The sequence below is a fragment of the Streptomyces taklimakanensis genome (assembly GCF_009709575.1).
Taxonomy (GTDB): Bacteria; Actinomycetota; Actinomycetes; order Streptomycetales; family Streptomycetaceae; genus Streptomyces; species Streptomyces taklimakanensis.
This window is the reverse complement of the sequence record NZ_WIXO01000001.1, coordinates 541,938-567,733: the sequence shown is the minus strand read 5'-3', so window position 1 is coordinate 567,733 and position 25,796 is coordinate 541,938. Positions and strand designations below refer to the sequence as shown.

Here is a 25,796-nt window from a genome sequence, read left to right as displayed (position 1 = left end):
ACACGGCAGGAAGAGGACGGCATGGATCGGATCGCCGACATCTGGGGTCCCCGTACCCCGCACGCGAGAGGGACGGTGTGGCCCGCCCGCGTCGACCGGCACCTCCAGGAAGGGGTGGCGGAGGAGGACGTGGAAAGGTGGGTGCGCTCCGCCTGTGTGCTGTGCAGCAACGGCTGCGGCTGCGAGATCGCCGTCCGGGACGGGCGGATGGTGGGGGTGCGCGGGGTGGCGACCGATGTGGTCAACCACGGCCGGTTGGGCCCCAAGGGGCTGTACGGGAGCTGGGACTGGGCGAACAGCCCCGACCGGCTCACCCGGCCGCTGGTCCGTGAGAACGGCCGGCTGGTGGAGACCGACTGGGACACCGCGATGGCCCGGATCGCGGAGGTCTCCCGGCGGCTGCTGGACGAGAAGGGCCCCCTGTCCCACGGCTTCTACACCACGGGGCAGCTCTTCCTGGAGGAGTACTACACCCTGGCGGTGATCGGGAAGGCCGGCCTGGGCACCCCGCACATGGACGGCAACACCCGGCTGTGCACGGCCACCAGCGCGGCCGCCTTCAAGGAGTCCTTCGGCACCGACGGGCAGCCGGGCTCCTACACCGACATCGAGCACTGTGACGCGATCTTCCTCTTCGGCCACAACATGCCCGAGACCCAGACGGTGCTGTGGGCACGTGTCCTGGACCGGACCCGCGCCGACGACCCGCCGAAGGTGGTGTGCGTCGACCCGCGCCGCACCAAGGTCGCCGAGGAGGCCGAGCGGACCGGGGGCGTCCACCTGGCGCCCCGGGTCGGCACCAACATGGCCCTGATGAACGGCCTCACCAGGGAACTCTTCGCGAACGGCCGGGTGGACACCGCCTGGGTGGAGCGCCACACCCTCGGCGTGGACGACCTGCGCGCGACCGTGGAGCCCTACACCCCCGAGGAGACCGCCCGCATCTGCGGAGTGGACGCCGAGGACGTACGGCGCGCGGCACGGATCTTCGGGGAGAGCGAGCGCGTGCTCTCCACCGTCCTGCAGGGCTTCTACCAGTCCCACCAGGCCACCGCCGCCGCCGTGGCCGTGCACAACCTGCACCTGCTGCGCGGCATGATCGGCCGCCCGGGTGCCGGGGTCCTCCAGATGAACGGCCAGCCCACCGCGCAGAACACCCGCGAGTGCGGAGCCGACGGGGACCTGCCCGGCTTCCGCAACTGGAGCAACCCCGCCCACGTCCGCGAACTGGCCGAGCTGTGGAACGTCGACGAGATGACGATCCCGCACTGGGCCCCGCCCACCCACGCCATGCAGATCTTCCGCTACGCCGAACAGGGCTCGATCGGACTGCTGTGGATCTCGGCCACCAACCCGGCCGTCTCCATGCCCGAGTCGGCCCGCGTCCGGAGGATCCTCGGCGGCGAGCAGTGCTTCGTCGTCGTCCAGGACCTCTTCCTCACCGAGACCGCCCGACTGGCCGACGTGGTGCTGCCGGCGGCCGGCTGGGGGGAGAAGAGCGGCTGCTTCACCAACGTCAACCGCACCGTGCACCTGTCGGAGAAGGCCGTCGAACCGCCCGGCGAGGCCAGGAGCGACCTGGACATCTTCCTGATGTACGCCGACGCCATGGACTTCCGCGACCGGGACGGCGCGCCGTTGATCAAGTGGCGCACCCCCGAGGAGGCCTTCGACGCCTGGCGCGAGTGCAGCCGCGGCCGTCCGTGCGACTACTCCGGACTCTCCTACGACAAGCTGCGCGGCCCCACCGGCATCCCCTGGCCCTGTACCGACGAGCATCCCGAGGGCGTCGACCGGCTCTACGGCGACGGTGTGTTCAACACCGATCCCGAGCTGTGCGAGACCTACGGCCACGACCTGCTCACCGGAGGCACCGTCACCCCCACCGAGTACCGGGCGAAGGGCCCGGCGGGGCGGGCCTTCCTCAAGGGCGCGCCCTACGTACCGCCCCACGAGGAGGCGAGCGAGGAGTACCCGCTGCTGTTCACCACCGGGCGCACCGTCTACCACTTCCACACCCGCACCAAGACCGGCCGCTCGCGGAACCTGAACGACGCCGCGCCCGACGTCTGGGTGGAGCTGTCCGTCCCCGACGCGCGGCGGCTGGGGATCGCCGAGGGCGACCGGGTGCGGGTGGAGTCGCCGCGCGGGGCGATGGAGGCGCGCGCCCGCGTCGGGCAGGTGATGGAGGGCGCGGTGTTCGCCCCCTTCCACTACGGCCACTGGGATCTGGACGAGGTGGTGCCCGAGGACTTCTCGCGGCAGGCGAACGAGTTGACCATGACCATCTGGGACCCGGTCTCCAAACAGCCGTACTTCAAGACCGCCGCGTGTCGGGTGGTCAGGGTCGCCGACGGTGACGGGCCCGCGCCCGCGCCCACCACCACGGCCTCGCGGCCGGTCGACCCCTCCGTCCCGCCGACCCGGGGCGGTCCGGGGGCGTCCACCGTCGCCGAAGTGGTGGACGGCTTCGTTCCGTCCTACCCGAACGACCCGGCGCTCCCCTCCGGTGACACGGGGCACATCGCCGAGGTCTCCGCCCCCGGGAGGTCCTGATGCCCCACCTGGCCACCTATGTCGGACTGTTGCACCACAGCGAGCGGTCCCTCGCCGAGGCGTTGCGCACGGTGGGCGAGGGACACGCGGCGGAGGCCGACGTCTACCACGTCTGCGACACCCTGGCGAAGATGAGCGAGGAGCACGTACGGCGCCTGGAGCCGATCGTCCGCCGGTACGGCGAGCAGCGGCACGGCGACGACGTCGAGGAGCCCGAGCGGCTGTACGCCGACGGACCGGGCGAGATCCGGAAGGGGCCCGTCGGCCTGCTGCGGGACCTGCAGGACCTGTACGTCCTGGCCACCTTGGTGCAGACGACCTGGACCGCCGTCGGCCAGGCGGCCCAGGGGGTGCGCGACCGGGAGCTGCTGGAGCTGGCGCAGGCCTCGGAGACCGAGACCGGCCGCCAGCTCTCCTGGCTCACCACCCGTCTGAAGGCGGCGGCGCCCCAGGCCCTGATCGTCGCGCCCTGACGGGCGCTCGGCCCCGGGCCGCCGCGGTCCGGGGCCGAACGGGCCGCGTCCCGGCCCGGGCTCAGGAGCGGTCCCGGTCGGGGACGTCGCGCCCCGCCGCGCCGCGGTCCGAGGCGGGCCACACGTACGGCAGGTCGTCCGGTACGCCCGGGAAGAGCGGCGCGTAGTGCTCCGGATCCTTGCGGACCAGCGCGGAACGGTGGCTGAGGTGGAAGGTCGGCTCCCCGAGCCAGGGGGGCAGTTCGCCGGCCCGCGCCAGTTCCCGCTGGGTGCGGGGCGCGGCGATCCCGGTCGCGTGCCGCAGGTCGGTGAGCATGGTGGTCTCGCAGGTGTCGGTGCGGCCCGCCAGGCGCCAGTGGCGGCAGATCTCCATGCCGTAGCGGACCAGGGCCTCCTCGTACCCCGTCCACATCCGCACCGCGGGGTGCCGTGCCCAGCCGTAACCGGGCACGGTCAGGGCACGCAGCACCTGGAGCGTCTCCACCCGTTGCTTGCCCAGGCGCCGCCAGTCGAGCGTGCGGGCCGTCTCGGCGAAATCGGGGAGCGGAAGGAAGGTCTGCACGGCGTCGCGGTCCGATCGTCGGCCCCCCGCCCCCCTCGTCGGTCCAGGAACGCGTACCCCGCCCCCGGCCTTCGATCACCTGTCCCGTTCGTCGACGACGCGGCGGATCTTGCCCACCGAGCGCTCCAGGGTCTCCGGGTCGACGACATCGACGTCGACGGTGACGCCGACCCCGTCCTTGACACCCCGGACGATCGCGGCGGCCGCGGCCTCGCGCTGCTCCGGCCCGGTACCCGGACGGGCCTCGACGCGCACCGTCATGTGGTCTCTCCGGCCCCGGCGGGAGAGGCGTATCTGGAAGTGCGGCGCCACACCGGGGACGCGCAGCACCACCTCCTCGATCTGTGTGGGGAAGACGTTGACGCCGCGCAGGATGATCATGTCGTCGCAGCGGCCGGTGACCTTCTCCATGCGGCGGAAGGCGGGGCGCGCGGTGCCGGGCAGCAGTCGGGTCAGGTCACGGGTGCGGTAGCGGACGACCGGCATGGCCCGCTTGGTCAGGGAGGTGAACACCAGTTCGCCCTCCTCTCCGTCGGGCAGCACCTCGCCGGTGATCGGGTCGACGACCTCCGGGTAGAAGTGGTCCTCCCAGATGTGCAGGCCGTCCTTGGTCTCCACGCACTCCTGGGCGACACCGGGCCCCATCACCTCCGACAGGCCGTAGATGTCCACCGCGTGCAGTCCGGCGCGCTCCTCGATCTCGTGGCGCATCTCCTCCGTCCACGGCTCGGCGCCGAAGACGCCGATCTCCAACGACGAGGTGCGCGGGTCGACCCCCTGGCGCTCGAACTCGTCGAGCAGGGTCAGCATGTAGGAGGGCGTGACCATGATGATCTCGGGCCGGAAGTCCTGGATCAGCCGCACCTGGCGGGCCGTCATGCCGCCGGACGCCGGGACGACCGTGCAGCCGGCCCGTTCGGCGCCGTAGTGCGCGCCCAACCCTCCGGTGAACAGTCCGTAGCCGTAGGAGACGTGGACCTTGTGTCCGGGACGGCCGCCGGCCGCCCGGATGGAGCGGGCCACCAGGTCCGCCCAGGTGGACAGGTCCTCCTCGGTGTAGCCGACGACGGTGGGACGTCCGGTGGTGCCGCTGGAGGCGTGGAGGCGCCGCACCTCGGACATCGGGACGGCGAACATCCCGAAGGGGTAGGTCTCGCGCAGGTCGGCCTTGGTGGTGAACGGGAACCGTGCCAGGTCCGCCAGGGAACGGCAGTCCTCGGGGGTGACGCCCGCCGCGTCGAAGGCGCGCCGGTGGTGCGCCACGTTCTCGTAGGCGTGCCGCAGGGTGCGGCGCAGGCGCCTCAACTGGAGCTCCGCCAGCTCTTCGCGGCCCATGCGCTCGGCCGGGTCGAGGAGTTCCCCGTCCGGCGCCGGCCCCGTCCGGGTGGCCGGCGCCGGAAGGGGAAGCGCGGACCGGGCCGGGGGAATCGTCGGGTCGCTGGTCATGGTGTCTCCTTCCGGCCGGGAACGCCGCGGTCGCCCAGGGCGCGGCTGCGTCCGCGGAACTCCACGATCACCTGCTCGTCCCGCAGGACGGTCACGTCGTAGACGCCGCTGCGGCCGAACCGGGTCCGTTCCTCGGCGACGGCCAGCAGGGCGTCGCCCTCGTACGCCGGGGCGGCGAAGACGACGTCGGCGCCGGCCGCCACGGTCACCGGGCCACGGCTGTTGCAGGCGCAGGCGAACGCGGTGTCGGCGAGGAGGAACAGATAGCCCCCGTGGGCGACGCCGTGCCCGTTGACCATCGCGGCCGTCACCGTCATCCGCACCGCCGCGCTGCCGTCGCCGGCCCGGAGCAGCTCCATGCCCAGGTCCCGGGAGGCGCGGTCGGCGGCGAACATCCGCTGGGCGGGGCCCCGAGCGGTTGCCGTCTCGGTGTCCGTGGGCCGTGTCATGCGCCTCCACCACTTCCTCGTCGTGGGCCGTCGTGGGCCGTCGTGGGCCGTCCCGCCCCGCGTTCGCCCGGTGTTCCGGTGTGCCGGTGCGCCGTCCCGCCCGGCCCCGTCCACAGGTCGCGGCCCACCCTTGAGCCCGACCGACCATTCGGTTAGCGTTGCGGCGACGTCAGATAACCCAACGCCCGAGCCACCTGTCAAGGGGTGGGGATCCGCCGGTACGGTCGTCACCGACACCGGGCGGGGTCACCCGACCGCGCGGCCGACGGCGGGGCGCGGGGCGGGCGCGAGGAGGCGAGGAGAGGGCATGGCAGCGGCACCGGGGACGGTCGGAGTGCTGGGCGGTGGGCGCATGGGCGCGGGCATCGCCCAGGCCTTCGCGACGGCGGGTTCGGTCGTGGTCGTCGTGGAGAACGGGGAGGAGGCCGCCGAGGCGGCCCTGGAGCGCGTCTCGACCGGGCTGCGCCGGGCGGCCGAGCGCGGAAAACTCGACGAGGAGGTCGAGCGGGTGCTGGCGCGGGTCACCGTCGCCACCTCGGTGGACGACCTTCCGGCCGCCGCCGACCTGGTCGTCGAGGCCGTCCCCGAGGACGCCGCCCTCAAGGTCCGGATGCTGACGGCCGCCGAGGGGGCCGTGGGCGAGGAGACGGTGCTGGCCACCAACACCAGCTCCCTGTCGATCACCGAGCTCGCGGGCGCGCTGGCCCGCCCCGAGCGCTTCGTGGGCATGCACTTCTTCAACCCGGTGCCCGCCTCCGCACTGGTGGAGCTGGTCGTCGCCGAGCGGACCGCGGACGCCACCGTGCGGGCCGTGCTGGAGTGGACCCACGCCCTGGGCAAACGGGACGTCGTCGTCAGGGACTCGCCCGGCTTCGCCAGCAGCCGGCTGGGCGTGGCGCTCGGTCTGGAGGCGATCCGGATGGTCGAGGAGGGCGTCGCCGAGCCCGAGGCCATCGACGCCGCCATGACCCTGGGCTACAGACATCCCATGGGGCCGCTGCGGCTGACCGACCTGGTCGGGCTCGACGTGCGCCTGGCCATCGCCGAGCACCTCCACGACACCCTGGGCGAACGCTTCGCGCCTCCGAGGCTGTTGAGGGAGAAGGTCGCCCGCGGGGAGCTGGGCCGCAAGACCGGCCGCGGCTTCTACACCTGGGAGGACTGAGCCCACCGGGCGAGTCGCGCCGGTCGGCGCGGGCTCGGGTGGGGGTCAGGCCGGCGGTGGGTCCAACTGGTCGCCGAGGGGGCAGATGCGCAGCGCCTGGGCGACGACGCGCTCCCGTTGGCCGTCGTCCGCGGAGGGCAGGGAGACGTCGGCGGTGGCGGCGAAGGCGTAGTGCTGGCCGCCGCCAGTGCGCAACCGCACCCGGGCGGTCACCTCGCTGCCGGTGGGGTCGACGCCGGTCTCGGTGGCGGCGATGACCACGGCCTGGTGGAGGCAGGTGGCCAGCGCGGCCGCGTAGAGCTGTTCGGGGTCGTATCCGTGGCCGCTGCCACCCAGCTCGCCGGGGGCGCCGACCGGCAGGCCGGCCCTACCGGAGACGTCCACCCGGCCGGTGCCGTGGAGGGAACGGGCCTCGGCGCTGTACAGGTCCTGCTCGGAAGGGGACATGGGGTGAGGTCTACCCGCGCGTCCCGCGGGGAAGGCGCCCCCGAACGTATGACGTCCCGGGGCGCCCACGGGGGGCTTCCCCCACGGAGGGCCCGCCCGGCCCCGTCAGTCTGCTCGGTCCACGCGCAGCCTCACCTGTTCGGCCAGCCGCTCCAGGCTCTGGTCGAGGGAGACGTGGACGGCGTCCCGCGAGGGGGCGTGTTCCTCGTCGAAGAAGGACAGGTGCACGGTCACCTCGCTGGCGCCGCTGCCGATCCCCGCCACCTGGAGCCAGCCCGCGTACGACCCCTGGTCCCGGGTGCCCCACTCCGCGCGCATCTGGTCGGGACGGGTACGGAACAGAGCCCGCACGTCGTGCCCGGTGCGGTCCTCGTGCACGGTCACGGCCGGCGGGTCCTCCACGTGGGCGTGGAGGTCCATGGGGAGCCAGCGGTTGAGGGAGTCCGGGTCGGACACCTCGTTGAAGACGATCTCGGGCATGGCGGGCATGGTGCGGGAACGCTCGAATTCGCTCACCGGATCTCACTTTCGGGGTCGGTGCGTCAAAGGACGCTGGACGGCGTACCCCCTCCCGGGCCGGGCATCCACACCGGTCCGCCCGGCCGCTCGCCGGCCTTCCGCCGCCGGCGTGTGGACGTGCCGCCTACCGGAGGCCGCCCGCCGCCTCCAGGATCCGCTCGGCCACCCGCACCGAGTCCACCAGCGGGTGCAGCGCCAGGGCGCGCAGCGCCGCACGGCGCGAACCGTTCCGCGCCGCCTCGATGGTCGACCGCTCCACGGCCTTGAGGGTGAGCATCAGCCCCAACTGGTCGGGGGCGACGGAACCGGTCGCCGCCGGGTGGACCCCGGAGGCGTCCACCCGGCACGGCACCTCGACCACCGCGTCGTCGTCCAGACCCGGTACGGCGCCGCGGCCGGGGACGTTCAGGACCAACGTGGTGCGCTCGTCGCGCGCGATCGCCCGCATCAGGGCGAGCGCCACCCGGTCGTAGCCGCCGCCGTCCAGGTCGCAGCTGTCGCGCTGCCGGCCGCCGGAGGCCGCGCGGCTCTCGGCCATGTAGGTCTCCTCGCGCTCCAGACGGGTGCGCTCCCACTCCCGGTGTGCCTGCTCCGGGTCGTTCGGGCGGGCCGTCTCGTAGAAGCGGGACTGCTGGTCGAGGAGGAACTCCCCGCGGGTGGCCCCGGCGGAGCGGACGGAGGCGAGGGCCTCTCGGGTGAAGTAGTAGTAGTGCAGGTACTCGTTGGGCAGCGCGCCCAGCGCGCGCAGCCAGTCGGCGCCGAACAGTCGACCCTCCTCGAAGGAGGTCAGCGCGGCGGTGTCGGCCAGCAGGTCCGGCAGCCGGTCGGTGCCGTCCACCGTCAGGCGGCGCAGCCAGCCCAGGTGGTTCAGGCCGACGTAGTCGTAGTCGACGCGGTCCGGGGCGACGTCCAGGGCGCGGGCGGCACGGCGGCACAGCCCGACCGGGGAGTCGCAGATGCCGATCACCCGGCCGGGCAGGCCCCGGTTGCGCAGCACCCGGTCCATCGCCTCGGTGACCATGCCGGCGGGGTTGGTGAAGTTGATCAGCCAGGCGTCGGGGGCGACCTCGGCGACCCGCTCGGCGATCCGCACCGCCACCGGCAGGGTGCGCAGGCCGTAGAGCACGCCGCCCGCGCCCACCGTCTCCTGTCCCAGCACCCCTTCGGCGAGCGGGACGCGCTCGTCACGGACCCGGCCCGCCAGGCCGCCGACCCGGATCGCCGAGAAGACGAAGTCGGCGCCGCTCAGCGCCTCGTCGAGGTCGGTGGTGGTGCGCACGGCGGGGGCCGGGCCGGTGTGCCGGTCGCGCTGGTGGGCGAGGACGGCGCCGATCGCGTCCAGTCGGGCGCGGTCGGTGTCGTGCAGGACGAGTTCGGTGCAGCGGCCGGCGGCGTCCCCGGTGTCCTTCAGGAGCGCCCGGTGCACCAGCGGCACTCGGAATCCTCCGCCGCCCAGCACTGTGAGTCTCATTCCCGGCGCCCCCGACACGACTCTTCCGCCTCTGCGCTCCCGCCGCCTTCCGGTGCGGTCCGCGGCGGCGGGACGGTCCCCACCGTCTCATAACCGGACCCCGCCCGGCCACGCGCCACCGTCTCCCCGGCGGTTCCGGGCCGGGAGGCGGAACCGTCCGGGAGCCGGGACGGCCGTCGGCGGGCGACGGCCGTCCCGGCGGCCTCAGGCGTGGTCGACGAGCTCCACGTGTCCCTGGACGCGCGCGCAGTGGGCGCAGCAGAAGAACCGTCCGTCCGCCGACTGCACGCCGTGGCCCAGGATGCGGCACTCGCAGTTCTCGCAGATGGGGGCCATGCGCTGGGCCGCGCACTCCAGGCTGTCGAAGACGTGGACGGCACCGGCCGCGTGCACCTCGAACGCCATCTCGTAGTCGTTGCCGCACACCTCGCACACGCTCATGAAACGTTCCTCTTCCCTCGGGGCTCCGCTGGGGCGTCAGCCGCAAGGATGGGACGGGTCCCGCACCGGCGCTCCTCCGACGCGGCCGCCGGGCTCCGACCGGCGCACCACAACCACCCGCCCGGCCGACGTCCCGGCCCGGAACCGCTCGCCGATATGACGTGCCCTCGACAAAAGAATCCGGGTCCCGGACATTCATCCGTCCCGGACGGGGCATGACTGGGCCTGACCGCGCAGCGGGACCCGACGGATCCCGCACGACCGGGAAGGGCGGAGGATGACGGCAACCGCGGAGGTCCACACCGGGGGCGACGGTGCGCCCCGCGCGTCACGGCGCGCGCTGGTGGCGGGATCGGTCGGCAACTTCATCGAGTGGTACGAGTTCGGTGTCTACGGTTACTTCGCCACGATCATCGCCGCCCGGTTCTTCGCCCCCGAGGGCGCGAGCGACATCGAGGCCCTGGTGAAGACCTACGCCTCCTTCGCCCTGGCCTTCTTCTTCCGCCCGGTCGGCGCCGCCCTCTTCGGGCGGGTGGGCGACCGCGTCGGTCGTCGCCCCACGCTGATCCTGGTGGTCCTGCTGATGACCGCGGCCACCGCGACCATCGGACTGCTCCCCACCTACGACACGGTGGGCGCCGCCGCGCCCTGGTTGCTGACCCTCGTCCGCGTCGTGCAGGGACTGTCGGCGGGCGGCGAGTTCGGTGGCGCGGTGTCGGTGATGACGGAGTCCGCGCCCCCCGGGCGGCGCGGACTGTACGGGGCGTGGCAGTCGTTCACGGTGGCCCTCGGCCTGTTGGCGGGGGCCGGACTGGCCGCGCTGGCGGCCACGGTGTTGAGCGAGGACGCCCTCCACGACTGGGGCTGGCGACTGCCGTTCCTGCTGGCGGTCCCGCTCGGGGCGGCCGCCCTGTGGCTGCGGTTGAGGCTGGAGGAGACCCCGTCCTTCCGCCGCTCCACGGGCCGGGCGCCCGGTGGGGCGCAGACCGGGGCGCCACGGGGCCGCGCCGACCGGACGGCCGCCGCCACCGCGTGGCGGCGGCCGTCCACGGCCGAGACCCTCCGGGCGATCGTCCTGGGGGTGGGCCGGCTGATGGGCTGGTCGGCCGCCGGGTACACCTTCCTGGTCGTGATGCCCTCCTACCTCCAGACCGGTCTGGGCGCCTCGTTCCGGGAGGCGCTGGTCGCCACGGTGGTGGCCAACGCGGGCTTCGCGTCGGCCATCCTGCCCGCCGGAGCGCTCAGCGACCGGATCGGACGTCGGGCGGTGATGTGCGCCGGGACGGTGCTGCTGGTCGTCCTCGCCTTCCCCCTGCTGAACCTGCTCCAGGACCCGGCCTCCTCCACGGCGGTCAAGTCGGCGGCGGTGTTCGCCGCCGGCGCCGCGGTGGGGCTGCTGGCCGGTCCGGGGCCCGCGATGCTCGCGGAGATGTTCCCCACCACGGTCCGCTACACCGGTCTCGGGCTGGCCTACTCGTTGTCCAACGCCGTCTTCTCGGGATCGGCCGGCCTCGTCGTCACCGAACTGATCAAGCGGACCGGCGACCTCGACGTCCCGGCCTGGTACGTGGTGGTGGTCTGCGCCGCCGGGCTGCCGGCGCTGCTCACCCTGCGGAGCGACGACCACCGACGGGCGCTGCGCGACTGAACTTCGGGAGACGAGACCATGAGGGAGACCCGCGACATGAGGGTGATCGGACTGATGTCGGGCACGTCCTGCGACGCGATCGACGCGGCGGCCGCCGACCTGGCGATCGAGGGCGACACCGTCGTCCTCACCCCGCTCGGCGCCCTCGACCACCCCTTTCCCGAGGGGCTGCGCCGCGAGTTGTCGGCCGCGCTGCCCCCCGCGTCCACCAGCATGGCCGACGTCTGCCGGCTCGACACCCTCCTCGGGCAGGCCCTCGCGGCGGCGGCCGAACGCGCCGACCGGCAACTGTGCGAGGGGCGGGCCGACCTGGTCGTCTCCCACGGCCACACCCTGTACCACTGGACCGAGGGCGGCCGCGTCCTGGGCACCCTCCAACTGGGGCAGCCCGCCTGGATCGCCGAGCGCACCGGCCGCACCGTCGTCTCCGACCTGCGCCCCCGCGACGTCGCGGCCGGAGGCCAGGGGGCGCCGCTGGTGAGCGCGTTGGACGTGATGTGGCTGCGCGACCGTCCCGGAGCGCCCGTCGCCCTCAACCTGGGCGGGATCGCCAACATCACGGCGGTGGCCGAGGGACGCGAGCCGTCGGCGTACGACACCGGGCCCGCCAACGTCCTGCTCGACACCGCCGTGCGGGAGTTGACCGGCGGCCGCGCGGACCGCGACACCGATGGCGCGCTGGCCGCCGCGGGCACCGTCCACGGGCCGCTGCTGGAGCGGCTGCTGGCCGAGCCGTACTACGCCCTGCCCCCGCCCCGGACCACCGGTCGGGAACTGTTCGACGCCGCCTATCTGCGGGCGGCGTCGGAGGGGTTCGGCCGGCTGTCGGCCGAGGACCTCCTGGCCACACTCACCGAGTTGACGGCGCGTACGGTCGCCGACGCGGTGCGGGCCGAGGGCGGCACCGAGGTGATCGCCTCGGGTGGCGGCACCCGCAACCCCACCCTGATGGCCGCGCTCGGCCGGGCCCTGGGCGGGGTGCCGGTGCGCGTCTCGGACGAACTGGGGCTGCCGTCGGACGCCAAGGAGGCGTACGCCTTCGCGCTGCTGGGCTTCCTGACCGTCCACGGGCTGCCCGGCACCGTCCCGTCCTGCACCGGTGCGCGCCGCTCCGTCGTGCTGGGGTCGATCACGCCCGGTCGGGAGCCGCTGCGACCGGTGCCGCCCGTCCGGGCGACGGGCGGCGACGCCGGTGCCGGTGCGGTGACGGCCCCCGACCGCCTCCGCGTGGCCGGAACGGGACCTTCACGGAGGTCCCGGACGCGTACCCGGGAGCCGCGCTGACGGGGCTCGCCTCACGCGGTGGCCGAGGTCCGCAGCACGGCGACGACCTCCTCGTCCCCCACCTGGGTGAAGTCCTCGTACCACTGCCCGACGCCCTGGAAGTCCGGCGGTCGCGACAGGCACACCAGCCGGTCCACCTCCGGCTCCAGCGCGTCCGCGGCCTGCGGCGAGGAGACGGGGACGGCCAGCACCAGACGGGCCGGTCCCCCCTCGCGGACGGCGCGCAGCGCGGCACGGGCGGTGACCCCGGTGGCGAGCCCGTCGTCGACGACCACCACCGTCCGTCCAGCGACCTCCGGGGTGGGCCGGCCGCTCCGGTACAGGTCCTCGCGGCGGCGCAGTTCCGCCCGTTCCCGCTCGACCCGCGGGGCGAGTTCCTCGGGGGTCAGGCCCAGCAGGGTCAGGGACCGCGGGTCGAAGAGCGGCGGCCCCTGACCCGCGACGGCGCCGACCCCCAACTCCGGGTTGAACGGGGCGCCGATCTTGCGGGCCACCAGCACGTCCAACGGCGCGCGCAGCGCGTGGGCGATCTCGTCGCCCACCGGCACCCCGCCCCTGGGCAGCGCCAGGACCAGGGGGTTCTCCAACTCCCCGGCGTTTTGGAGGTCACGCAGCGGCTCGGCGAGCAGCCGGCCCGCCTGCCTGCGGTCGTGGAAGCGCATGGTCTCTCCTTCCGGGCCTCCGGCGGGCGGCGCCCCGGTCCGTCACCGGGGTGCCGCCCGCCGGGCGGTGCGGACGAACCAGTCGCGCGCCACCGCGGCGACCTGGTCCAGGGCCCCCGGTTCCTCGAACAGATGGGTGGCGCCGGGCACCACGTGCACCGTGCACGGCGCGGCCGTCCGGGCGGCCGCCCGCTCGTTCAACCGCAGCACCTCGCGGTCCTCGCCGCCGACGATCAGCAGGACGGGGGTCTCGACCCGGTCCAGCGCGCCGCCCGCCAGGTCCGGCCTGCCGCCCCGGGAGACCACGGCCCGCACCGTCTCCGGACGCTCCGCGGCGGCCACCAGGGCGGCGGCGGCCCCGGTGCTGGCGCCGAACAGACCGATCGGCAGTCCGGTCGTGTCGGGCCGGGCGGCGAGCCAGTCGACGGCCGCCACCAGACGCCGTGCGAGCAGCGGGATGTCGAAGCGGTGCTCGGCGGTGGCCGCGTCCGTCCGCTCCTCGGCCTCGGTGAGCAGGTCGAACAGCAGCGTGCCCAGGCCCGCGTCCCGCAGGACGCCGGCCACCGCCCGGTTGCGCGGACTGTGCCGTGAACTGCCGCTGCCGTGGGCGAACGCCACCACGCCGCGCGCCCCCTCGGGCATCTCCAGGTCACCGGTGAGAAGGGCCCCGGGGCCGGTGGGGATGTGGGCTGTCTCGGGGAGCATGGGCACCTCCCGCGCACTGGACGTCCGTGCTCGGCGGGGTACCCGCCGACGGCGGCGCCATGCGCGCCCGTGAGGTGCGGAGGGAGGCGGAGCGTCGGGGGCTTCGCGGAACGCCCCCGGCCCCCCTCGTCGCCCGCTGTGCCTCACCCGCCCCGGAACAAGGGGCCGCCGGTTCCGTCGATCCGCGCCCTCGCGCGGTGACGCGGTCCGGAAAAACGAATGACACCCGGGCCTGTGAACTCCAGACTGCGGGCATGCCGACGATCTCCTACCCACCGAAGCCGCGTCCGGGCGACCGGATCGCCGTCCTCTCTCCTTCCGCCGGCTTGCCGGGAGTGTTCCCCTTCCCGTACGAGCTCGGACTCTCCCGCCTGGAGGAGGACTTCGGCCTGGTGCCGGTGGAGTACCCCACCACGCGCACGATGGGGGCCGACCCGCGCCGGCGGGCGGAGGACGTCCACGCGGCCTTCGCCGACCCCACGGTCAAGGCCGTGATGGCCAGCGTCGGGGGCGACGACCAGATCACCGTGCTGCCGCTGCTGGACCGGGAGCTGATCCGAGCCAATCCCAAGCCGTTCTTCGGCACGAGCGACAACACCAACCTCCTGGCGTACCTGTGGAACACCGGGATCGTCGGCTACCACGGGGCGAGCGTGATGGTCGAACTGGGCCGCCCCGGGGCGATGCACCCGCTCACCGCCGAGTCGCTGCGGGCCGCGTTGTTCACCTCCGGTCCCTGGCGACTGCGTCCGGCCGAGCGCTTCCGGGACGTCGACCGCGACTGGGCGGACCCGAACGGCCTCGCCACCGAGCCCGAGACCCGACCGGGCCGCGGCTGGAGTTGGCACGGGCCCGAGAAGGTCGTGGAGGGCCGCACCTGGGGCGGCAACCTGGAGATCCTCTCCTGGCTGCTGATGGCGGACCGCGAGGTGCAGCCGGACGAGTCCGCGTACGACGGCTGTGTGCTCTTCCTGGAGACCTCCGAGGAGATGCCGCGCGCCGAGGAGGTCTTCCGCATCCTGCGGAACATGGGCGAGCGCGGACTGCTGCGGCGCTTCCCCGCCCTGCTGATGGGACGCCCCAAGACCTGGTCCCTCGACCGCCGCACCACCCCCGAGGAGGGGGAGCGCTACGCGCGGGAGCAGCGTGGGGCGGTGCTGCGCGCGCTCCGGGCGTACGCGCCCGAGACGACGGTCGTCTTCGACGTCGACCTCGGTCACACCGATCCGCAGGTGGTGATCCCCTACGGTGGACTGGTCCGCGTCGACGGGGGTGCGGCGGCGCGTCACCGTCACCTACTGAGGACCCAAAGGGCCGTCACCCGCTCCGGCCCGGCGCCGGAGCAGGCTCGTCCGGATCGAACACCGAGATCGTGCCGAACGTCCCGTCGTAGCCCGGAACGCGCCGCACCCGGTGGGCGCGCAGCCGCTCGATCGCCTCGGCCGCCTCCGGCTCCCCGGCCGCGCGGACCTCCTCGGTGGGAACCTCCAACAGCAGGGGCAGTTCGGGGCCCAGCGCGGCGGTCAGAGCGTCGACCCAGCGTCCCACCGTCTTGCTCTTCGGACCCACCCCCAGGATCTCGCTCGCGAGTTCCGGCAGCGGGACGATCTTCATCGCCTCGCCGGCGGTGGCCGGGCGTCGCCCCTCCGGACGGTCGGCCAGCGCGTCGACCCGGTGCAGCACGCCGACCGTCAGCCGCCGGCCGCACACCGGGCACCGTCCGTCGAGCGCCCGGGTCTCGGCGGGCTCCAGCCGCACGCCGCAGCCCCGGTGCCCGTCGAGGTGGTACTTGCCGGCCTCCGGGTAGAGGTCCACGGTGCCCACGTACCCCTCGCCCGTCTCCAGGGCGCGCCGGAGCGCGAAGTGGTCGAGGTCGGTGTCGAACACGGTGGCGTTGCGCCCCAGGATGGGCGGCGAGTGCGCGTCGGAGTGGCTGACCAGCCGAAAGCGGTCCAGGGACGGCACCCGCCAGTTCATCTCCGGTACGGAGGACAGGCCCGTCTCCAGCGCGAAGACATGGCCGGCCAGGTCGCCGAAGCACTCGTCCACGTCGTCGAAGCCGGACTTGGAGCCCAGGATCCCGAACCAGGGGGTCCAGGCGTGCGCCGGGACCAGGTAGGCGCCCTCCCCGGCGGCCAGGACGGCCTCCAACAGGTCGCGGGCGTCCATCGCCAGGGCGGGGCGCCCGTCCGAGGCGAGGTCGCCGTACGGGGACAGGGCCCGGGTGAGCCGCTCGGCCTCCTCGAAGTCGGACGCGTAGCACAGGTGGTGGATCCTGCGACCCCGGTCGCCGCGCCGGTAGTTGGTGGAGACCTCCACCTGGAGCAGGAAGCGCAGGGGGCCGCGGCAGGAGGGCGGCAACTCCTCCAGCACCTCGTGGTCGAGGTCGTCGCGGAGCCGGAACAGCCCCGGCTCGGCGGGCACCAGCGACTCGCGCAGGACGCGTGACCACTCGGGGTGGGTGAAGTCGCCGGTGCCCAGCACGGTGATCCCCTTGCGCCGCGCCCACCGGGCCAGGTGCGTCAGGTCGCTGTCGCGGCTGCAGGCCCTGCTGTACCGGGAGTGGACGTGCAGGTCGGTGTAGAAGCGCATGCACGCACGCGTGCCCCGAAGCGGCCGGGGCATGGGCCGCGAGGGTTCGGAGCCGTCGGTCCGCCGGTCCGCCGGTCCGCCGGTCGTCCGGGGCGGCGAGGCCGAGGAGTGGGGGAGTGGGGGAGGAGGTGGACGTGTGACGTCCGGTGCTACGTTGGCGACGGCGCCTCGCGCCCCGGACGAGCGCGTCGTACCCGGTAGGACAAGACGACGCGGATCATCAGCAGTCGCAGGCGGTCGCGCACCGCCGTCCGCAGGAGGTCGTGCCGTGTCCTGGGTCGTGTTGGTCCTGTCCGGAGTGCTGGAGGCGGTGTGGGCCGCGGCGCTCTCCGCCTCGGAGGGCTTCAGCCGCCTCCGGCCCAGCCTGTTGTTCCTGGCGGCCCTCACCCTGAGCATGGGCGGCCTCGCCTATGCCCTGCGCGGTATTCCCATCGGCACGGGATACGCGGTGTGGGTGGGCATCGGCGCCGTGGGCACGGCGCTGTACGGCATGGTCGCGCTCGACGACCCGGTGTCGGTCGGGCGCGTGGTCTGTCTGGTGCTGATCGTGGCCGGTGTGGTGGGGCTGAAGGTCCTGGAGTGAGCCGGAGGGACGGTGCGGGAGCGCGGGAGCCCGCCCGGTCCGGCGTGACGGTGCCGGGCCGGTCGGCGCCCCCGCGTGGCCGGTCGGTCGCATTGCTCGGGCCGCGCGATCAGCTCGCCGGGGGAAGTGGCAGGACGAGGCGAAAGGTGACGCCGCGGTCTTGGCCCGGGTCGAGTTCGAGTCGGCCGCCGTGGCCCTCGGCGATGGCTGTCGCGATGGCCAGGCCCAGTCCGGAGCCGCCTCGCGCCCGGGTGCGGGCGGGGTCCGCCCGGTAGAACCGCTCGAACACGCGTTCCGCGTCGGCGGCCGTCAGTCCCGGGCCGTCGTCTTCGACTTCGATGACGGCGACTCGGGTTCCGGCCGGGAAGGGCGGCGCCGTGCTGACGCGTCCCGGCGCGTCGGTGCCGCCGATACGGACACTGGCCCGGCCTGCCCCCACGCGGACCTGGACACGGGTGCCGGGTGGGGTGTGGGTGCGGGCGTTCGACAGCAGGTTCTCGACGATCTGCCGGAGACGGTGGGGATCTCCCACGACTTCCACCACGTCCAGTTCGGCTTCCCCTTCCCCCGCCTCGGCGTCGGTGGCGGGGCGGTCGCGCAGGGGGGACAGGCTCACGGGGTGGCCTGGTCGCTGCAGGGCTGCCGCGCTCACTGCGTCCGCTGCCAGTGACAGCAGGTCCACGTGTTCCTGCTGGTACGCGGGCTGCTGGTCGAGTCCGGCGAGCAGTTGGAGGTCGTCGACGAGAAGGCTCATCCGTTCGGCGTTTTGGGCGATGTGTCGGTCGGCTTCCTGCCGTTCCCGTGCGGTGCGGCGGTCGGAGCGCAGTGCGAGCTGGGCGAATCCCTGGATGGCGGTCAGCGGGGTACGCAGTTCGTGTCCGGCGTCGGCGACGAAGCGGCGCAGCCGCATCTCCGAGGTCTCGCGCTCCCGCAGGGCCTGCTGCAGTCGGTCGAGCATGGTGTTCAGTACGACGCCGAGCCGGCCGATCTCGGTCTGCGGGTCGGTGTCCGGCAGCCGCCGGTCGAGGTGCCCGGCGCCGATGGCCTCGGCGGTGCGCTCCATCCGGGTGAGCGGCAGCAGGCTCAGCCGGACCACTTGACGTCCCAGCACCCACAGGGCCACGACGGTGACGATGAGTAGCAGGCCGTCCAGCCAGAGGATCGTCGATGTCGCCCCGTCCACGGTGTCGAGCGGCAGCGCGACGATGACGGTCAGATCGCGTGGTCCGTCCCGGCGCAGGACGCGCCAGTTCCCGTCGCCGGTGTCGGCCGCCACCGAGGTCGGGCTGCCCTCCGTCGGCAGACGGTCGATGTCGTCGGGGAGCTGGGGGCCGGGCTTGTCGTCCGAGCCGAGTTTCTGGGGGAGGAGGTTGCCGCGGGCATCATAGAAGTAGACGCGGAAGTCCGAGGGCAGTGCCCTGGGGTCCGGTTGGCCGGGACGGCGCATGTCGAGGGAGGCGGAGGCGGGCAGGGGCCGGAAGTCGGCGAGCCGCTGGTCGACGCTGTCGAGGAGCCAGGACCGCAGGACGACGAAGCCGATCAGTTCGGCGGCGAGCACGGCCAGGGTGGCCGGCACGGTGACCCCGAGGACGAGACGCCGACGCAGTGAGCCGGGCGCGCGGAGGCCGGTCACCGGTCCGCCGCCCCGTTGCTCGCGCGCGGCAGCCGCAGGCTGTAGCCCACGCCGCGGACGGTGTGGATGAGGGGCGGGTCGAAGCGGTCGATCTTCTTCCGCAGGTACTTGATGTAGGTCTCGACCACGCGGGTGTCGCCCGCGAAGTCGTACTGCCACACATGGTCGAGGATCTGGGCTCTGCTCACCACTCGGCCGGCGTTGTCCAGGAGGTAGGACAGCAGCTTGAACTCGGTCGGTGAGAGCTGTACGTACTGGCCGGCCCGGTGCACCTCGTGTGCCGTCTCGTCGAGCTCGAGGTCGGCGTAGCGCACGATGGTGTCCGGCAGCAGGGCGTCGGGGCCGAGCGTCCTTCGCAGGATGGCCTGGATGCGGAGCAGTACTTCCTCGATGTTGAAGGGCTTGGTGACGTAGTCGTCGGCACCCCGGCTCAGCCCTTTGATGCGGTCGTCCACGCCGGTGCGTGCGGTGAGCAGCAGAACGGGCACGAGGTTGCCGGCCGCGCGCAGCCGGCGGGTCACCTCGTAGCCGTCGAGGTCGGGCAGCATGATGTCCAGCAGGATCAGGTCGGGCTGCAGGCGCGTGGCCTCGGCCAGCGCGGCAGCTCCCGTGTCGGTGCTCTTCACCCGATAGCCGGTGAGGCTCAGCGTCGATTCGAGCAGCGTGCGGATGCTGGGCTCGTCCTCGACGACGAGAAGCCGGTGCTGCCGCTTCTCTTCGGTCCGCTCGGTCATGTCGGCACTACGTTCCGTTCTCTCGCCAGGCCCGGCACTCGCCGGCCCGTCGTGGAGGCTGTCCCCGCACCGGGGCCGGCGCGTCGTTGGCGTGTGGGACGCGCCGGGCCCGGTACGGATGCGCAGCGGTGTTGTGTCAGGACGACAGCTTGCCCTTGCGGAGCGTGATGGCCCGGGGGGCGTGCCTGGCCAGGTGGGAGTCGTGCGTGACCATGATGAAGGTGAGTCCGTCCTCCTTGCAGCGGGTCTGCAGGACGTCCATGATCTCGTCGCGGGTGGACTCGTCGAGGTTGCCCGTCGGTTCGTCCGCGAGCAGGACCTGTGGCTTCTTGACCAGTGCCCGGGCGATGGCCACTCGCTGCTGCTGGCCGCCGGACAGTTCGCTGGGCACGTGGCCCAGCCGCTCTCCCAGCCCGAGCGAGGCGAGAGCCTCGGCGGCCAGTTCGCGTCGCTCCTTCGGCTTGACGCCCAGCGGCACGAGGGCCGTTTCGACGTTCTCCTGGGCAGTGAGAGTCGGGATGAGGTTGAAGCTCTGGAAGACGAAGCCGATCTTCTCGCTGCGCAGGCGGGTCAGACGGGCCTCGGGCAGCTTCGCCAGGTCGACACCGTCGAGCAGCACACTGCCGGAGGTCGGCCGGTCCAGGCCGCCGAGCATCTGCAGGAGGGTCGACTTGCCACCGCCGGTGGGGCCCTTGATGACCAGGTAGTCGCCTGCGGCGATGGTGAGGTCCACTCCGGCGAGCGCGTCGACGACGCCCTTGCCGCGGGTGTAGCGCCGGGTGACGCCGGTGAGTTCGTACATGGTGATTGCTCCTGAGGAGAGAGACAAGGGCCGGTCAGGCGACGCGGGAGAGGGCGTCGGCGGGGCGGAGCCGGGAGGCACGCCACCCGCCGAAGCCACCGGCGACGAGGCCACCCGCGGCGGCGAGGCCGACGGCCAGGATGATCACGGAGAGGCTGACCGGCGCGGTGAGCACCACATCCAGCGTCCGCGCGGCGGTTTCACGTGCGGCGCCACCGGGGCCGCCCATGCCGCCACCGCCACCGGGGCCGCGCATGCCGCCGCCGGAAGCACCCAGTTCCGCGGAGAGCGAGGGCCCGAACGCGGTGACCGCCCACGCACCGGCCAGGCCCAGCCCGATGCCCAGCGCACCACCGACCAGACCCGTCACGACAGCCTCGCCGACGACCTGCCCGGTGACCCGGCGCGAGCGCCAGCCCAGTGCCTTGAGGGTGCCGAACTCCCGCACGCGCCGGGCGACCGCGGACGAGGTGAGCAGGCCGGCGACCAGAAACGCCGCGGCCAGGACCACCACGGACAGCCAGCGGCCGACCGTCTCGGCGAGGCCGGATGCGGTGGACAAGGACCCCGAGACGGTGTCCGCCAGGTCCTCGGACGTGGTCACGGTGGCGTCCGGAACCGCCTTGAGCACCGCGGCCTCCACCGCACCGAGCTGCTGCGCGTCGTCGGCCTGAACGTAGACGGTGGTGATCTTGTCCTTGGCGTCGGCCAGGGTCTGCGCCTGGGCGAGCGGCAGGTAGACGTTGGCAGCGGCGTCCCCACTGGTCGCCGTGGCCACGCCGACGATCTCGAACTCCGTGCCGCTCACCGTGACCGTGTCACCGGTCCCGAGCTTCTTCTCCTTCGCGTAGGCGCTGTCCACCACGGCCACCTTCGCCGACGTCTCGGACGCCTCGAAGCCGCGTCCGTCGGTGATCTCCGAGGAGGACAGCGGACCCATCTCCGGATGTGCGACGTCCGTGCCGTACACGGTGAAGCTGTCCACGGAGAAGTCGGCGCCGCCGCCCGTCACCTCACCGCCCGCGCCGCCACCCGGCCGCCCTTCGAACTGGCCGCGGCTGAACTCGCCGTCGACCTTCATCACGTTGAGGCTGAGCCCGCCCACGGCGTCCGCCACACCATCGGCCTTCGTCACGGCGGAGACGGTGGCGGCGTCCAAGGTCTGAAAGCCCCGCACCATGACCCGGTCGCTGCTCTGCCGCTCGCCGTCCTCCCCGTCGTCGCGCGCGTCGAAACGGAACCGGGGCCGCTCCTCGCCGTCCTCCGACGGCGGCTCCGGAGCCTTGGTGACGGTCATGTCGGTACCGAGCCCGTAGAGGGATTCCAGGACCTGGTCCTGGGCTTTCCCCATACCAGTCGAGACAGCGTTGACCACGATGACCAGAGCGATACCGAGAGCCAGCCCGGAGGCGACGACCAGCGCCGACTTTCTCCGACGGCGCAGTTCGCGGCGCAGATAGGTGAAGAACATGCGCCGCACGCTAGGCGGGCCGCCTGGCAGCACCGTGAGCGTTGTGTGAGAGAACGCCGAGAGTCTCACCGGGACGGATACCGCTCTTGGCCGGCGGTGAGGGGGCCCTGTGGATCATCGGCGGACCAGAGGAAAACACCCGCGATGTGGAGTCCGGCCAGGTAAATGGTCGCGGTCTTCTCGTAACGGGTGGCGATGCCACGCCACTGCTTGAGGCGGTTGATGCACCGTTCGACGGTGTTGCGCTGCTTGTGCGCCTCCCGGTCGAAGGCAGGCGGTCTGCCACCGGCTCTTCCGCGCCGCATCCGGTTGGCCCGTTGATCGGCCCGTTCCGGGATCACCGCGCGGATACCGCGTCTGCTCAGGTGGATGCGGATCTCGCGCGAGGAGTACGCCTTGTCGGCCAGGACCACGTCCGGCCTGGTGCGGGGGCGTCCACGGCGGCTGGGTACCAGTCTGGAACCTGTAGGCGATCGCGTCGATTACCTCACGATGATCCCGCCACCGGCCACCCCGCTTCGGTGTCCGGTCCGGAAGCAACGGCTCGATCCGCGCCCACTGCGTATCAGTCAGCGGCACACCCGGACCAACGACCGACTGATCCAAGCGAAACCGCCTAGCGGCCCGTGCCGCCGGCCGTGTCGGGGGTTCCCTCCTCGGGTGGCGTCTTCCGGTGGGGTCGCCCGTTCGCGGCGGGGTCGGTCCGTCCCGCGGCGGTCTCCGCCGACAGGTGGCGGACGTGTTCCCTGGCGATCCGCCTCAGCCGTTCGTCCCTGTCGGTGCGCTCCTTCTTGCGGTGGCGTCCGAACATGGGCGTCGCCCCCTGTTCTCCTGCGTGGTGTGGGCCCTGCGCGGGCTTGTTCGGGGTACGCGGTTCCCGGGGTGGCGGCATTCATGCGTCCGTGCCCCGACACGTGGGGGAGGGTGGGAATAGGGGTACGCCGATCGGTGTTCGGCGGTATGATTGAACAATCAACCATCTGGGGTGTGAGCGCAGTGCAGTTCGGAATCTTCACCGTGGGCGACGTCACCACGGACCCCACCACGGGGCGTGCGCCCACCGAGCACGAGCGCATCAAGGCGATGGTCGCCATCGCCCTCAAGGCGGAGGAGGTCGGCCTCGACGTCTTCGCGACCGGGGAGCACCACAACCCTCCCTTCGTCCCGTCGTCCCCCACCACCATGCTGGGGTGGATCGCCGCCCGCACCGAGCGGATCGTCCTGTCCACCTCCACCACGCTGATCACCACCAACGACCCGGTGAAGATCGCGGAGGACTTCGCGATGCTCCAGCACCTGGCCGACGGGCGCGTGGACGTGATGATGGGCCGGGGCAACACCGGGCCGGTCTACCCGTGGTTCGGCCAGGACATCCGCCAGGGCATCCCGCTCGCCATCGAGAACTACGCGCTGCTGCACAAGCTGTGGCGCCAGGACGTGGTGGACTGGGAGGGGCGCTTCCGCACCCCGCTGCAGGGCTTCACCTCCACCCCCCGCCCGCTCGACGGCGTCCCCCCGTTCGTCTGGCACGGTTCCATCCGCAGCCCGGAGATCGCCGAGCAGGCCGCCTACTACGGTGACGGCTTCTTCCACAACAACATCTTCTGGCCCAAGGAACACACCCAGCGCATGGTCGCCCTGTACCGGGAGCGCTTCGCCCACTACGGACACGGCACCCCCGAGCAGGCGATCGTCGGTCTCGGCGGACAGGTGTTCATGCGCCGCAACTCCCAGGACGCGGTCCGCGAGTTCCGTCCGTACTTCGACAACGCGCCCGTCTACGGCCACGGACCGTCGCTGGAGGAGTTCACCGAGCAGACCCCGCTCACGGTGGGCAGCCCCCAGGAGGTCATCGAGCGGACCCTCACCTTCCGGGATTACGTCGGCGACTACCAGCGCCAGCTCTTCCTGATGGACCACGCCGGGTTGCCGCTGAAGACCGTCCTGGAGCAGATCGACATGCTCGGCGAGGAGGTCGTGCCGGTGCTGCGCGAGGAGTTCGCCGCGCGCCGGCCGGCCGGTGTGCCGGACGCCCCGACGCACGCGTCCCTGGTCGCGCGCCGGGACGCCGAGGCGGCCGGGTCCACCGGCTCCGTGGCGGGCTCCGGTCCGCACGGGCCGTCCGGCACCACGGCCTGAGGGTCCGCCCCCGCCGTCCGTCCCGCACCACCGCACCACCGCACCACCCACAGGAGAGAAGATGAAGCCCATCCGGCTCGTGGCCGTCTCGGCAGGACTCGGACGCCCCTCCACCACGCGTCTGCTGGCCGACCGGCTGGCCGAGGCCGCCCGACGGTCGCTCGCGGAGGGTGAGCGGCCGGTCGAGACGCGGGTGGTCGAGCTGCGCGACCTGGCCGGTGACATCGCCAACAACCTGGTCACCGGCTTCCCCGCCCCCGCCCTGCGCGAGGTGGTCGAGGCGGTCGCCGAGGCGGACGGCCTGGTGGCCGTCACCCCGGTCTTCACCGCCTCCTACAGCGGTCTGTTCAAGTCGTTCTTCGACGTGGTCGACAAGGACGCGCTGCGCGGGACGCCCGTCCTCGTCGCCGCCACCGGAGGCACCCCGCGCCACTCCCTCGTCCTCGACCACGCCATGCGCCCGCTCTTCGCCTATCTGGGGGCCCCGGTGGTGCCCACCGGCGTCTACGCGGCCTCCGAGGACTGGGGCGGTGGCGGGGACGGGGAGTCCGACGAACTGTCCGCGCGGATCCGGCGGGCGGGGGAGGAACTGGCGGATGCGGTCGCCGCGCGGCCGCCGCGCCCGGCCGGCTCCGCGGAGCGCGGTGAGGCCGTCACGCCCTTCGCCGAGCAGTTGGCCTCCCTGGGGCTCGACTGATTCCGGCCGGCCGGGATGCCGGGGCGTGGAGTGGGTAGGCATGCCCTTCCCGCCCCGAATCCGGAGGAGACGTCCGCATGACCACCACCGTCGGCAACCCCGGCAGCAGCACCGCCGAGTACCAGCGGTCCCCGAGCCGTTTCACGGACCGTGTCACCGCGGACGGCCGGGACGGCTGGCCGGTCGAGGCGGGGCGGTACCGGCTGGTGGTCAGCCGGGCCTGCCCCTGGGCGAGCCGCGCTCTGGTCGTACGGCGGCTGACGGGGCTGGAGGACGCGATCTCCGTGGCCGTCGCGGACCCGCTGCAGGACGAGCGGAGTTGGCGCTTCACCCTCGACCCGGACGGCAGGGACCCGGTGTTGGGCATCGCCTTCCTCGGCGAGGCGTACGCCGCCCGCCACCCCGACTACGACGGCGGGATCAGTGTCCCGGCGCTCGTCGACGTCCCCAGCGGGAAGCTGGTCAGCAACGACTACCCGCAGATCACGCTGGATCTGGCCACCGAGTGGACCGCCCTGCACCGCGACGGCGCGCCGGACCTCTACCCCGAGCCGCTGCGCGACGAGATCGACGAGGTGATGGAGGACGTCTACCGCAACCTCAACAACGGCGTCTACCAGGCCGGGTTCGCCAAGAGCCGGCAGGCCTACGAGCGTGCCTACCGGGACCTGTTCGCGTGCTGGGACCGACTCTCGCAGCGCCTGGCCCGCCGCCGCTACCTCGTCGGGGACACCATCACCGAGGCCGACATACGGCTGTTCACCACGCTGGTGCGCTTCGACGCGGTCTACCACGGGCACTTCAAGTGCAACCGCAACAAGCTCAGCGAGGACCCGGTGCTGTGGGCCTACGCCCGCGACCTGTTCCAGACCCCCGGTTTCGGCGACACCGTCGACTTCGACCACATCAAGCGCCACTACTACCAGGTCCACACCGACATCAACCCGACGCAGATCGTGCCGCTCGGCCCGGACCTGTCCGGCTGGCTGACCCCCCACCACCGCGAGGAGCTGGGCGGGCGCCCCTTCGGTGACGGGACCCCTCCGGGCCCGCCGCCCGCCGCCGAGGAGATCCCGCCACGGGGCCGGGCCACGGCCGACGCGGTCTGAGCCGGCTCCGAGCCGGCTCCGAGCCGGCTCCGAGCCGGGCGGGCCGGTCCCGCCCGGTCTCACGGGCCCGGGAACCGCCTCGCGCGTCCCGCCTCGCACGTCACGTCGCGCCGTCCCGACGCGCTTTTGTCGTTCCGCGCCCGCGTTCGTTCCGCGCCGAGGGGGTACCCCGGGCGGGAAGAGGAAGACCGCAGCACCGACGCGGAAG

24 protein-coding genes, 3 pseudogenes and 1 riboswitch are annotated in these 25,796 nt (G+C 73.1%); of the genes and pseudogenes, 10 read left to right on the top strand and 17 right to left on the bottom strand.

Features of this window, described 5'->3' with window-relative positions; genetic code table 11:
- Positions 1-21: 21 nt before the first annotated feature.
- Both F0L17_RS02445 and F0L17_RS02440 read left to right on the top strand, forming a co-directional pair.
- On the top strand, positions 22-2,556 hold the full coding sequence (locus tag F0L17_RS02445; protein ID WP_155069675.1) for a molybdopterin oxidoreductase family protein: 2,535 nt from the start codon (positions 22-24) through the stop codon (positions 2,554-2,556).
- A complete protein-coding gene (locus F0L17_RS02440) occupies positions 2,556-3,029 on the top strand; it encodes a hypothetical protein (RefSeq protein ID WP_155069673.1) in 474 nt (157 codons plus the stop codon). The genes F0L17_RS02445 and F0L17_RS02440 overlap by 1 nt, the downstream gene beginning before the upstream one ends.
- A 61-nt stretch (positions 3,030-3,090) precedes the next feature.
- Here the strand turns inward: F0L17_RS02440 and F0L17_RS02435 are convergent, their stop codons facing one another.
- The 3 genes from F0L17_RS02435 to paaI all read right to left on the bottom strand — a co-directional run bounded on the left by F0L17_RS02435 (position 3,091) and on the right by paaI (position 5,486).
- A complete protein-coding gene (locus tag F0L17_RS02435; protein WP_162465686.1) occupies positions 3,091-3,591 on the bottom strand; it encodes an MSMEG_6728 family protein in 501 nt (166 codons plus the stop codon).
- A gap of 75 nt (positions 3,592-3,666) precedes the next feature.
- The gene (gene paaK, locus F0L17_RS02430; RefSeq protein ID WP_155069670.1) at positions 3,667-5,037 is read right to left on the bottom strand and encodes a phenylacetate--CoA ligase PaaK; all 1,371 of its coding nucleotides are present in this window, start codon (positions 5,035-5,037) and stop codon (positions 3,667-3,669) included.
- Positions 5,034-5,486: a hydroxyphenylacetyl-CoA thioesterase PaaI gene (gene paaI, locus F0L17_RS02425; protein WP_155069668.1), complete on the bottom strand. Its 453-nt coding sequence runs from the start codon at positions 5,484-5,486 to the stop codon at positions 5,034-5,036. The genes paaK and paaI overlap by 4 nt, the downstream gene beginning before the upstream one ends.
- Positions 5,487-5,793: 307 nt before the next feature.
- On the opposite strand from paaI, the gene F0L17_RS02420 reads away from it, so the two are divergent.
- Positions 5,794-6,651 carry a 3-hydroxyacyl-CoA dehydrogenase family protein gene (locus F0L17_RS02420; protein ID WP_155069666.1) on the top strand — a complete coding sequence of 286 codons (858 nt, stop codon included), beginning with the start codon at positions 5,794-5,796 and terminating at the stop codon, positions 6,649-6,651.
- A gap of 45 nt (positions 6,652-6,696) precedes the next feature.
- Here F0L17_RS02420 and F0L17_RS02415 read toward each other — a convergent pair whose 3' ends face one another.
- The 4 genes from F0L17_RS02415 to F0L17_RS02400 all read right to left on the bottom strand — a co-directional run bounded on the left by F0L17_RS02415 (position 6,697) and on the right by F0L17_RS02400 (position 9,529).
- Positions 6,697-7,098: an OsmC family protein gene (locus tag F0L17_RS02415; RefSeq protein WP_155069664.1), complete on the bottom strand. Its 402-nt coding sequence runs from the start codon at positions 7,096-7,098 to the stop codon at positions 6,697-6,699.
- Between the two features lie 105 nt (positions 7,099-7,203).
- A complete protein-coding gene (locus F0L17_RS02410) occupies positions 7,204-7,614 on the bottom strand; it encodes an SRPBCC family protein (RefSeq protein WP_162465685.1) in 411 nt (136 codons plus the stop codon).
- A 127-nt stretch (positions 7,615-7,741) separates the two neighbouring features.
- Positions 7,742-9,088, bottom strand: coding sequence for a 6-phospho-beta-glucosidase (locus F0L17_RS02405; protein ID WP_155069662.1), 1,347 nt, complete (start codon positions 9,086-9,088; stop codon positions 7,742-7,744).
- 204 nt (positions 9,089-9,292) lie between these two features.
- Positions 9,293-9,529, bottom strand: a complete 237-nt coding sequence (locus F0L17_RS02400) for a hypothetical protein (protein ID WP_155069659.1) — start codon at positions 9,527-9,529, stop codon at positions 9,293-9,295.
- 277 nt (positions 9,530-9,806) lie between these two features.
- Here F0L17_RS02400 and F0L17_RS02395 point away from each other — a divergent pair, with 277 nt between their 5' ends.
- Both F0L17_RS02395 and F0L17_RS02390 read left to right on the top strand, forming a co-directional pair.
- Positions 9,807-11,177, top strand: coding sequence for an MFS transporter (locus F0L17_RS02395; protein ID WP_155069658.1), 1,371 nt, complete (start codon positions 9,807-9,809; stop codon positions 11,175-11,177).
- Between the two features lie 36 nt (positions 11,178-11,213).
- Positions 11,214-12,461 (top strand): anhydro-N-acetylmuramic acid kinase, encoded by a 1,248-nt coding sequence (locus F0L17_RS02390; RefSeq protein ID WP_155073047.1) that lies wholly within the window; start codon positions 11,214-11,216, stop codon positions 12,459-12,461.
- Between the two features lie 11 nt (positions 12,462-12,472).
- Here F0L17_RS02390 and F0L17_RS02385 read toward each other — a convergent pair whose 3' ends face one another.
- Both F0L17_RS02385 and F0L17_RS02380 read right to left on the bottom strand, forming a co-directional pair.
- Positions 12,473-13,123 carry a phosphoribosyltransferase gene (locus tag F0L17_RS02385; protein WP_155069655.1) on the bottom strand — a complete coding sequence of 217 codons (651 nt, stop codon included), beginning with the start codon at positions 13,121-13,123 and terminating at the stop codon, positions 12,473-12,475.
- Between the two features lie 42 nt (positions 13,124-13,165).
- Positions 13,166-13,828, bottom strand: a complete 663-nt coding sequence (locus F0L17_RS02380; protein WP_155069653.1) for a dienelactone hydrolase family protein — start codon at positions 13,826-13,828, stop codon at positions 13,166-13,168.
- Between the two features lie 254 nt (positions 13,829-14,082).
- Between F0L17_RS02380 and F0L17_RS02375 the strand changes: the two are divergent.
- Positions 14,083-15,130 (top strand): annotated as a pseudogene (locus tag F0L17_RS02375) (S66 family peptidase).
- Positions 15,131-15,145: 15 nt separating this feature from the next.
- Here F0L17_RS02375 and F0L17_RS02370 read toward each other — a convergent pair.
- Entirely contained in the window at positions 15,146-16,420 is a 1,275-nt protein-coding gene (locus F0L17_RS02370; protein WP_155069651.1) for an endonuclease Q family protein, read from the bottom strand.
- Between the two features lie 157 nt (positions 16,421-16,577).
- Positions 16,578-16,637: riboswitch (guanidine-III (ykkC-III) riboswitch) on the top strand.
- A gap of 51 nt (positions 16,638-16,688) precedes the next feature.
- Here F0L17_RS02370 and F0L17_RS27365 point away from each other — a divergent pair.
- Complete coding sequence (locus tag F0L17_RS27365; RefSeq protein ID WP_162465684.1) at positions 16,689-17,003, top strand: SMR family transporter; 315 nt, start codon at positions 16,689-16,691, stop codon at positions 17,001-17,003.
- 109 nt (positions 17,004-17,112) lie between these two features.
- On the opposite strand, the gene F0L17_RS02360 is transcribed toward F0L17_RS27365, so the two are convergent.
- The 7 genes and pseudogenes from F0L17_RS02360 to F0L17_RS02335 form a co-directional block, all read right to left on the bottom strand.
- Entirely contained in the window at positions 17,113-18,636 is a 1,524-nt protein-coding gene (locus tag F0L17_RS02360; protein ID WP_338017924.1) for a sensor histidine kinase, read from the bottom strand.
- Positions 18,633-19,370 (bottom strand): response regulator transcription factor, encoded by a 738-nt coding sequence (locus F0L17_RS02355; protein ID WP_155069649.1) that lies wholly within the window; start codon positions 19,368-19,370, stop codon positions 18,633-18,635. The genes F0L17_RS02360 and F0L17_RS02355 overlap by 4 nt, the downstream gene beginning before the upstream one ends.
- A 136-nt stretch (positions 19,371-19,506) precedes the next feature.
- Positions 19,507-20,172 (bottom strand): ABC transporter ATP-binding protein, encoded by a 666-nt coding sequence (locus F0L17_RS02350; protein ID WP_155069647.1) that lies wholly within the window; start codon positions 20,170-20,172, stop codon positions 19,507-19,509.
- Positions 20,173-20,206: 34 nt separating this feature from the next.
- The gene (locus tag F0L17_RS02345; protein ID WP_155069645.1) at positions 20,207-21,643 is read right to left on the bottom strand and encodes an ABC transporter permease; all 1,437 of its coding nucleotides are present in this window, start codon (positions 21,641-21,643) and stop codon (positions 20,207-20,209) included.
- 65 nt (positions 21,644-21,708) lie between these two features.
- Positions 21,709-22,080, bottom strand: a pseudogene (locus F0L17_RS26785) (transposase); the annotation flags it as partial.
- Between the two features lie 19 nt (positions 22,081-22,099).
- Positions 22,100-22,222, bottom strand: a pseudogene (locus F0L17_RS28500) (transposase); the annotation flags it as partial.
- 37 nt (positions 22,223-22,259) lie between these two features.
- Positions 22,260-22,454: a hypothetical protein gene (locus F0L17_RS02335; protein WP_155069640.1), complete on the bottom strand. Its 195-nt coding sequence runs from the start codon at positions 22,452-22,454 to the stop codon at positions 22,260-22,262.
- Positions 22,455-22,639: 185 nt separating this feature from the next.
- Between F0L17_RS02335 and F0L17_RS02330 the strand changes: the two genes are divergently transcribed.
- The 3 genes from F0L17_RS02330 (at position 22,640) to F0L17_RS02320 (ending at position 25,588) form a co-directional block, all read left to right on the top strand.
- Entirely contained in the window at positions 22,640-23,782 is a 1,143-nt protein-coding gene (locus F0L17_RS02330) for a CE1758 family FMN-dependent luciferase-like monooxygenase (protein ID WP_162466724.1), read from the top strand.
- 61 nt (positions 23,783-23,843) lie between these two features.
- On the top strand, positions 23,844-24,479 hold the full coding sequence (locus tag F0L17_RS02325; protein ID WP_155069636.1) for an FMN reductase: 636 nt from the start codon (positions 23,844-23,846) through the stop codon (positions 24,477-24,479).
- A gap of 77 nt (positions 24,480-24,556) precedes the next feature.
- Positions 24,557-25,588, top strand: coding sequence for a glutathione S-transferase family protein (locus tag F0L17_RS02320; protein WP_155069634.1), 1,032 nt, complete (start codon positions 24,557-24,559; stop codon positions 25,586-25,588).
- Positions 25,589-25,796 lie beyond the last annotated feature (208 nt).

Bases quoted from the DNA above. Each gene is read 5' to 3' on its own strand.
- F0L17_RS02445 (WP_155069675.1), top strand. From the start codon at position 22: ATGGATCGGATCGCCGACATCTGGGGTCCCCGTACCCCGCACGCGAGA.
- F0L17_RS02440 (WP_155069673.1), top strand. From the start codon at position 2,556: ATGCCCCACCTGGCCACCTATGTCGGACTGTTGCACCACAGCGAGCGG.
- paaK (WP_155069670.1), bottom strand. From the start codon at position 5,037: ATGACCAGCGACCCGACGATTCCCCCGGCCCGGTCCGCGCTTCCCCTT.
- paaI (WP_155069668.1), bottom strand. From the start codon at position 5,486: ATGACACGGCCCACGGACACCGAGACGGCAACCGCTCGGGGCCCCGCC.
- F0L17_RS02420 (WP_155069666.1), top strand. From the start codon at position 5,794: ATGGCAGCGGCACCGGGGACGGTCGGAGTGCTGGGCGGTGGGCGCATG.
- F0L17_RS02415 (WP_155069664.1), bottom strand. From the start codon at position 7,098: ATGTCCCCTTCCGAGCAGGACCTGTACAGCGCCGAGGCCCGTTCCCTC.
- F0L17_RS02405 (WP_155069662.1), bottom strand. From the start codon at position 9,088: ATGAGACTCACAGTGCTGGGCGGCGGAGGATTCCGAGTGCCGCTGGTG.
- F0L17_RS02400 (WP_155069659.1), bottom strand. From the start codon at position 9,529: ATGAGCGTGTGCGAGGTGTGCGGCAACGACTACGAGATGGCGTTCGAG.
- F0L17_RS02395 (WP_155069658.1), top strand. From the start codon at position 9,807: ATGACGGCAACCGCGGAGGTCCACACCGGGGGCGACGGTGCGCCCCGC.
- F0L17_RS02390 (WP_155073047.1), top strand. From the start codon at position 11,214: ATGAGGGTGATCGGACTGATGTCGGGCACGTCCTGCGACGCGATCGAC.
- F0L17_RS02385 (WP_155069655.1), bottom strand. From the start codon at position 13,123: ATGCGCTTCCACGACCGCAGGCAGGCGGGCCGGCTGCTCGCCGAGCCG.
- F0L17_RS02380 (WP_155069653.1), bottom strand. From the start codon at position 13,828: ATGCTCCCCGAGACAGCCCACATCCCCACCGGCCCCGGGGCCCTTCTC.
- F0L17_RS02370 (WP_155069651.1), bottom strand. From the start codon at position 16,420: ATGCGCTTCTACACCGACCTGCACGTCCACTCCCGGTACAGCAGGGCC.
- F0L17_RS02355 (WP_155069649.1), bottom strand. From the start codon at position 19,370: ATGACCGAGCGGACCGAAGAGAAGCGGCAGCACCGGCTTCTCGTCGTC.
- F0L17_RS02350 (WP_155069647.1), bottom strand. From the start codon at position 20,172: ATGTACGAACTCACCGGCGTCACCCGGCGCTACACCCGCGGCAAGGGC.
- F0L17_RS02345 (WP_155069645.1), bottom strand. From the start codon at position 21,643: ATGTTCTTCACCTATCTGCGCCGCGAACTGCGCCGTCGGAGAAAGTCG.
- F0L17_RS02335 (WP_155069640.1), bottom strand. From the start codon at position 22,454: ATGTTCGGACGCCACCGCAAGAAGGAGCGCACCGACAGGGACGAACGG.
- F0L17_RS02325 (WP_155069636.1), top strand. From the start codon at position 23,844: ATGAAGCCCATCCGGCTCGTGGCCGTCTCGGCAGGACTCGGACGCCCC.
- F0L17_RS02320 (WP_155069634.1), top strand. From the start codon at position 24,557: ATGACCACCACCGTCGGCAACCCCGGCAGCAGCACCGCCGAGTACCAG.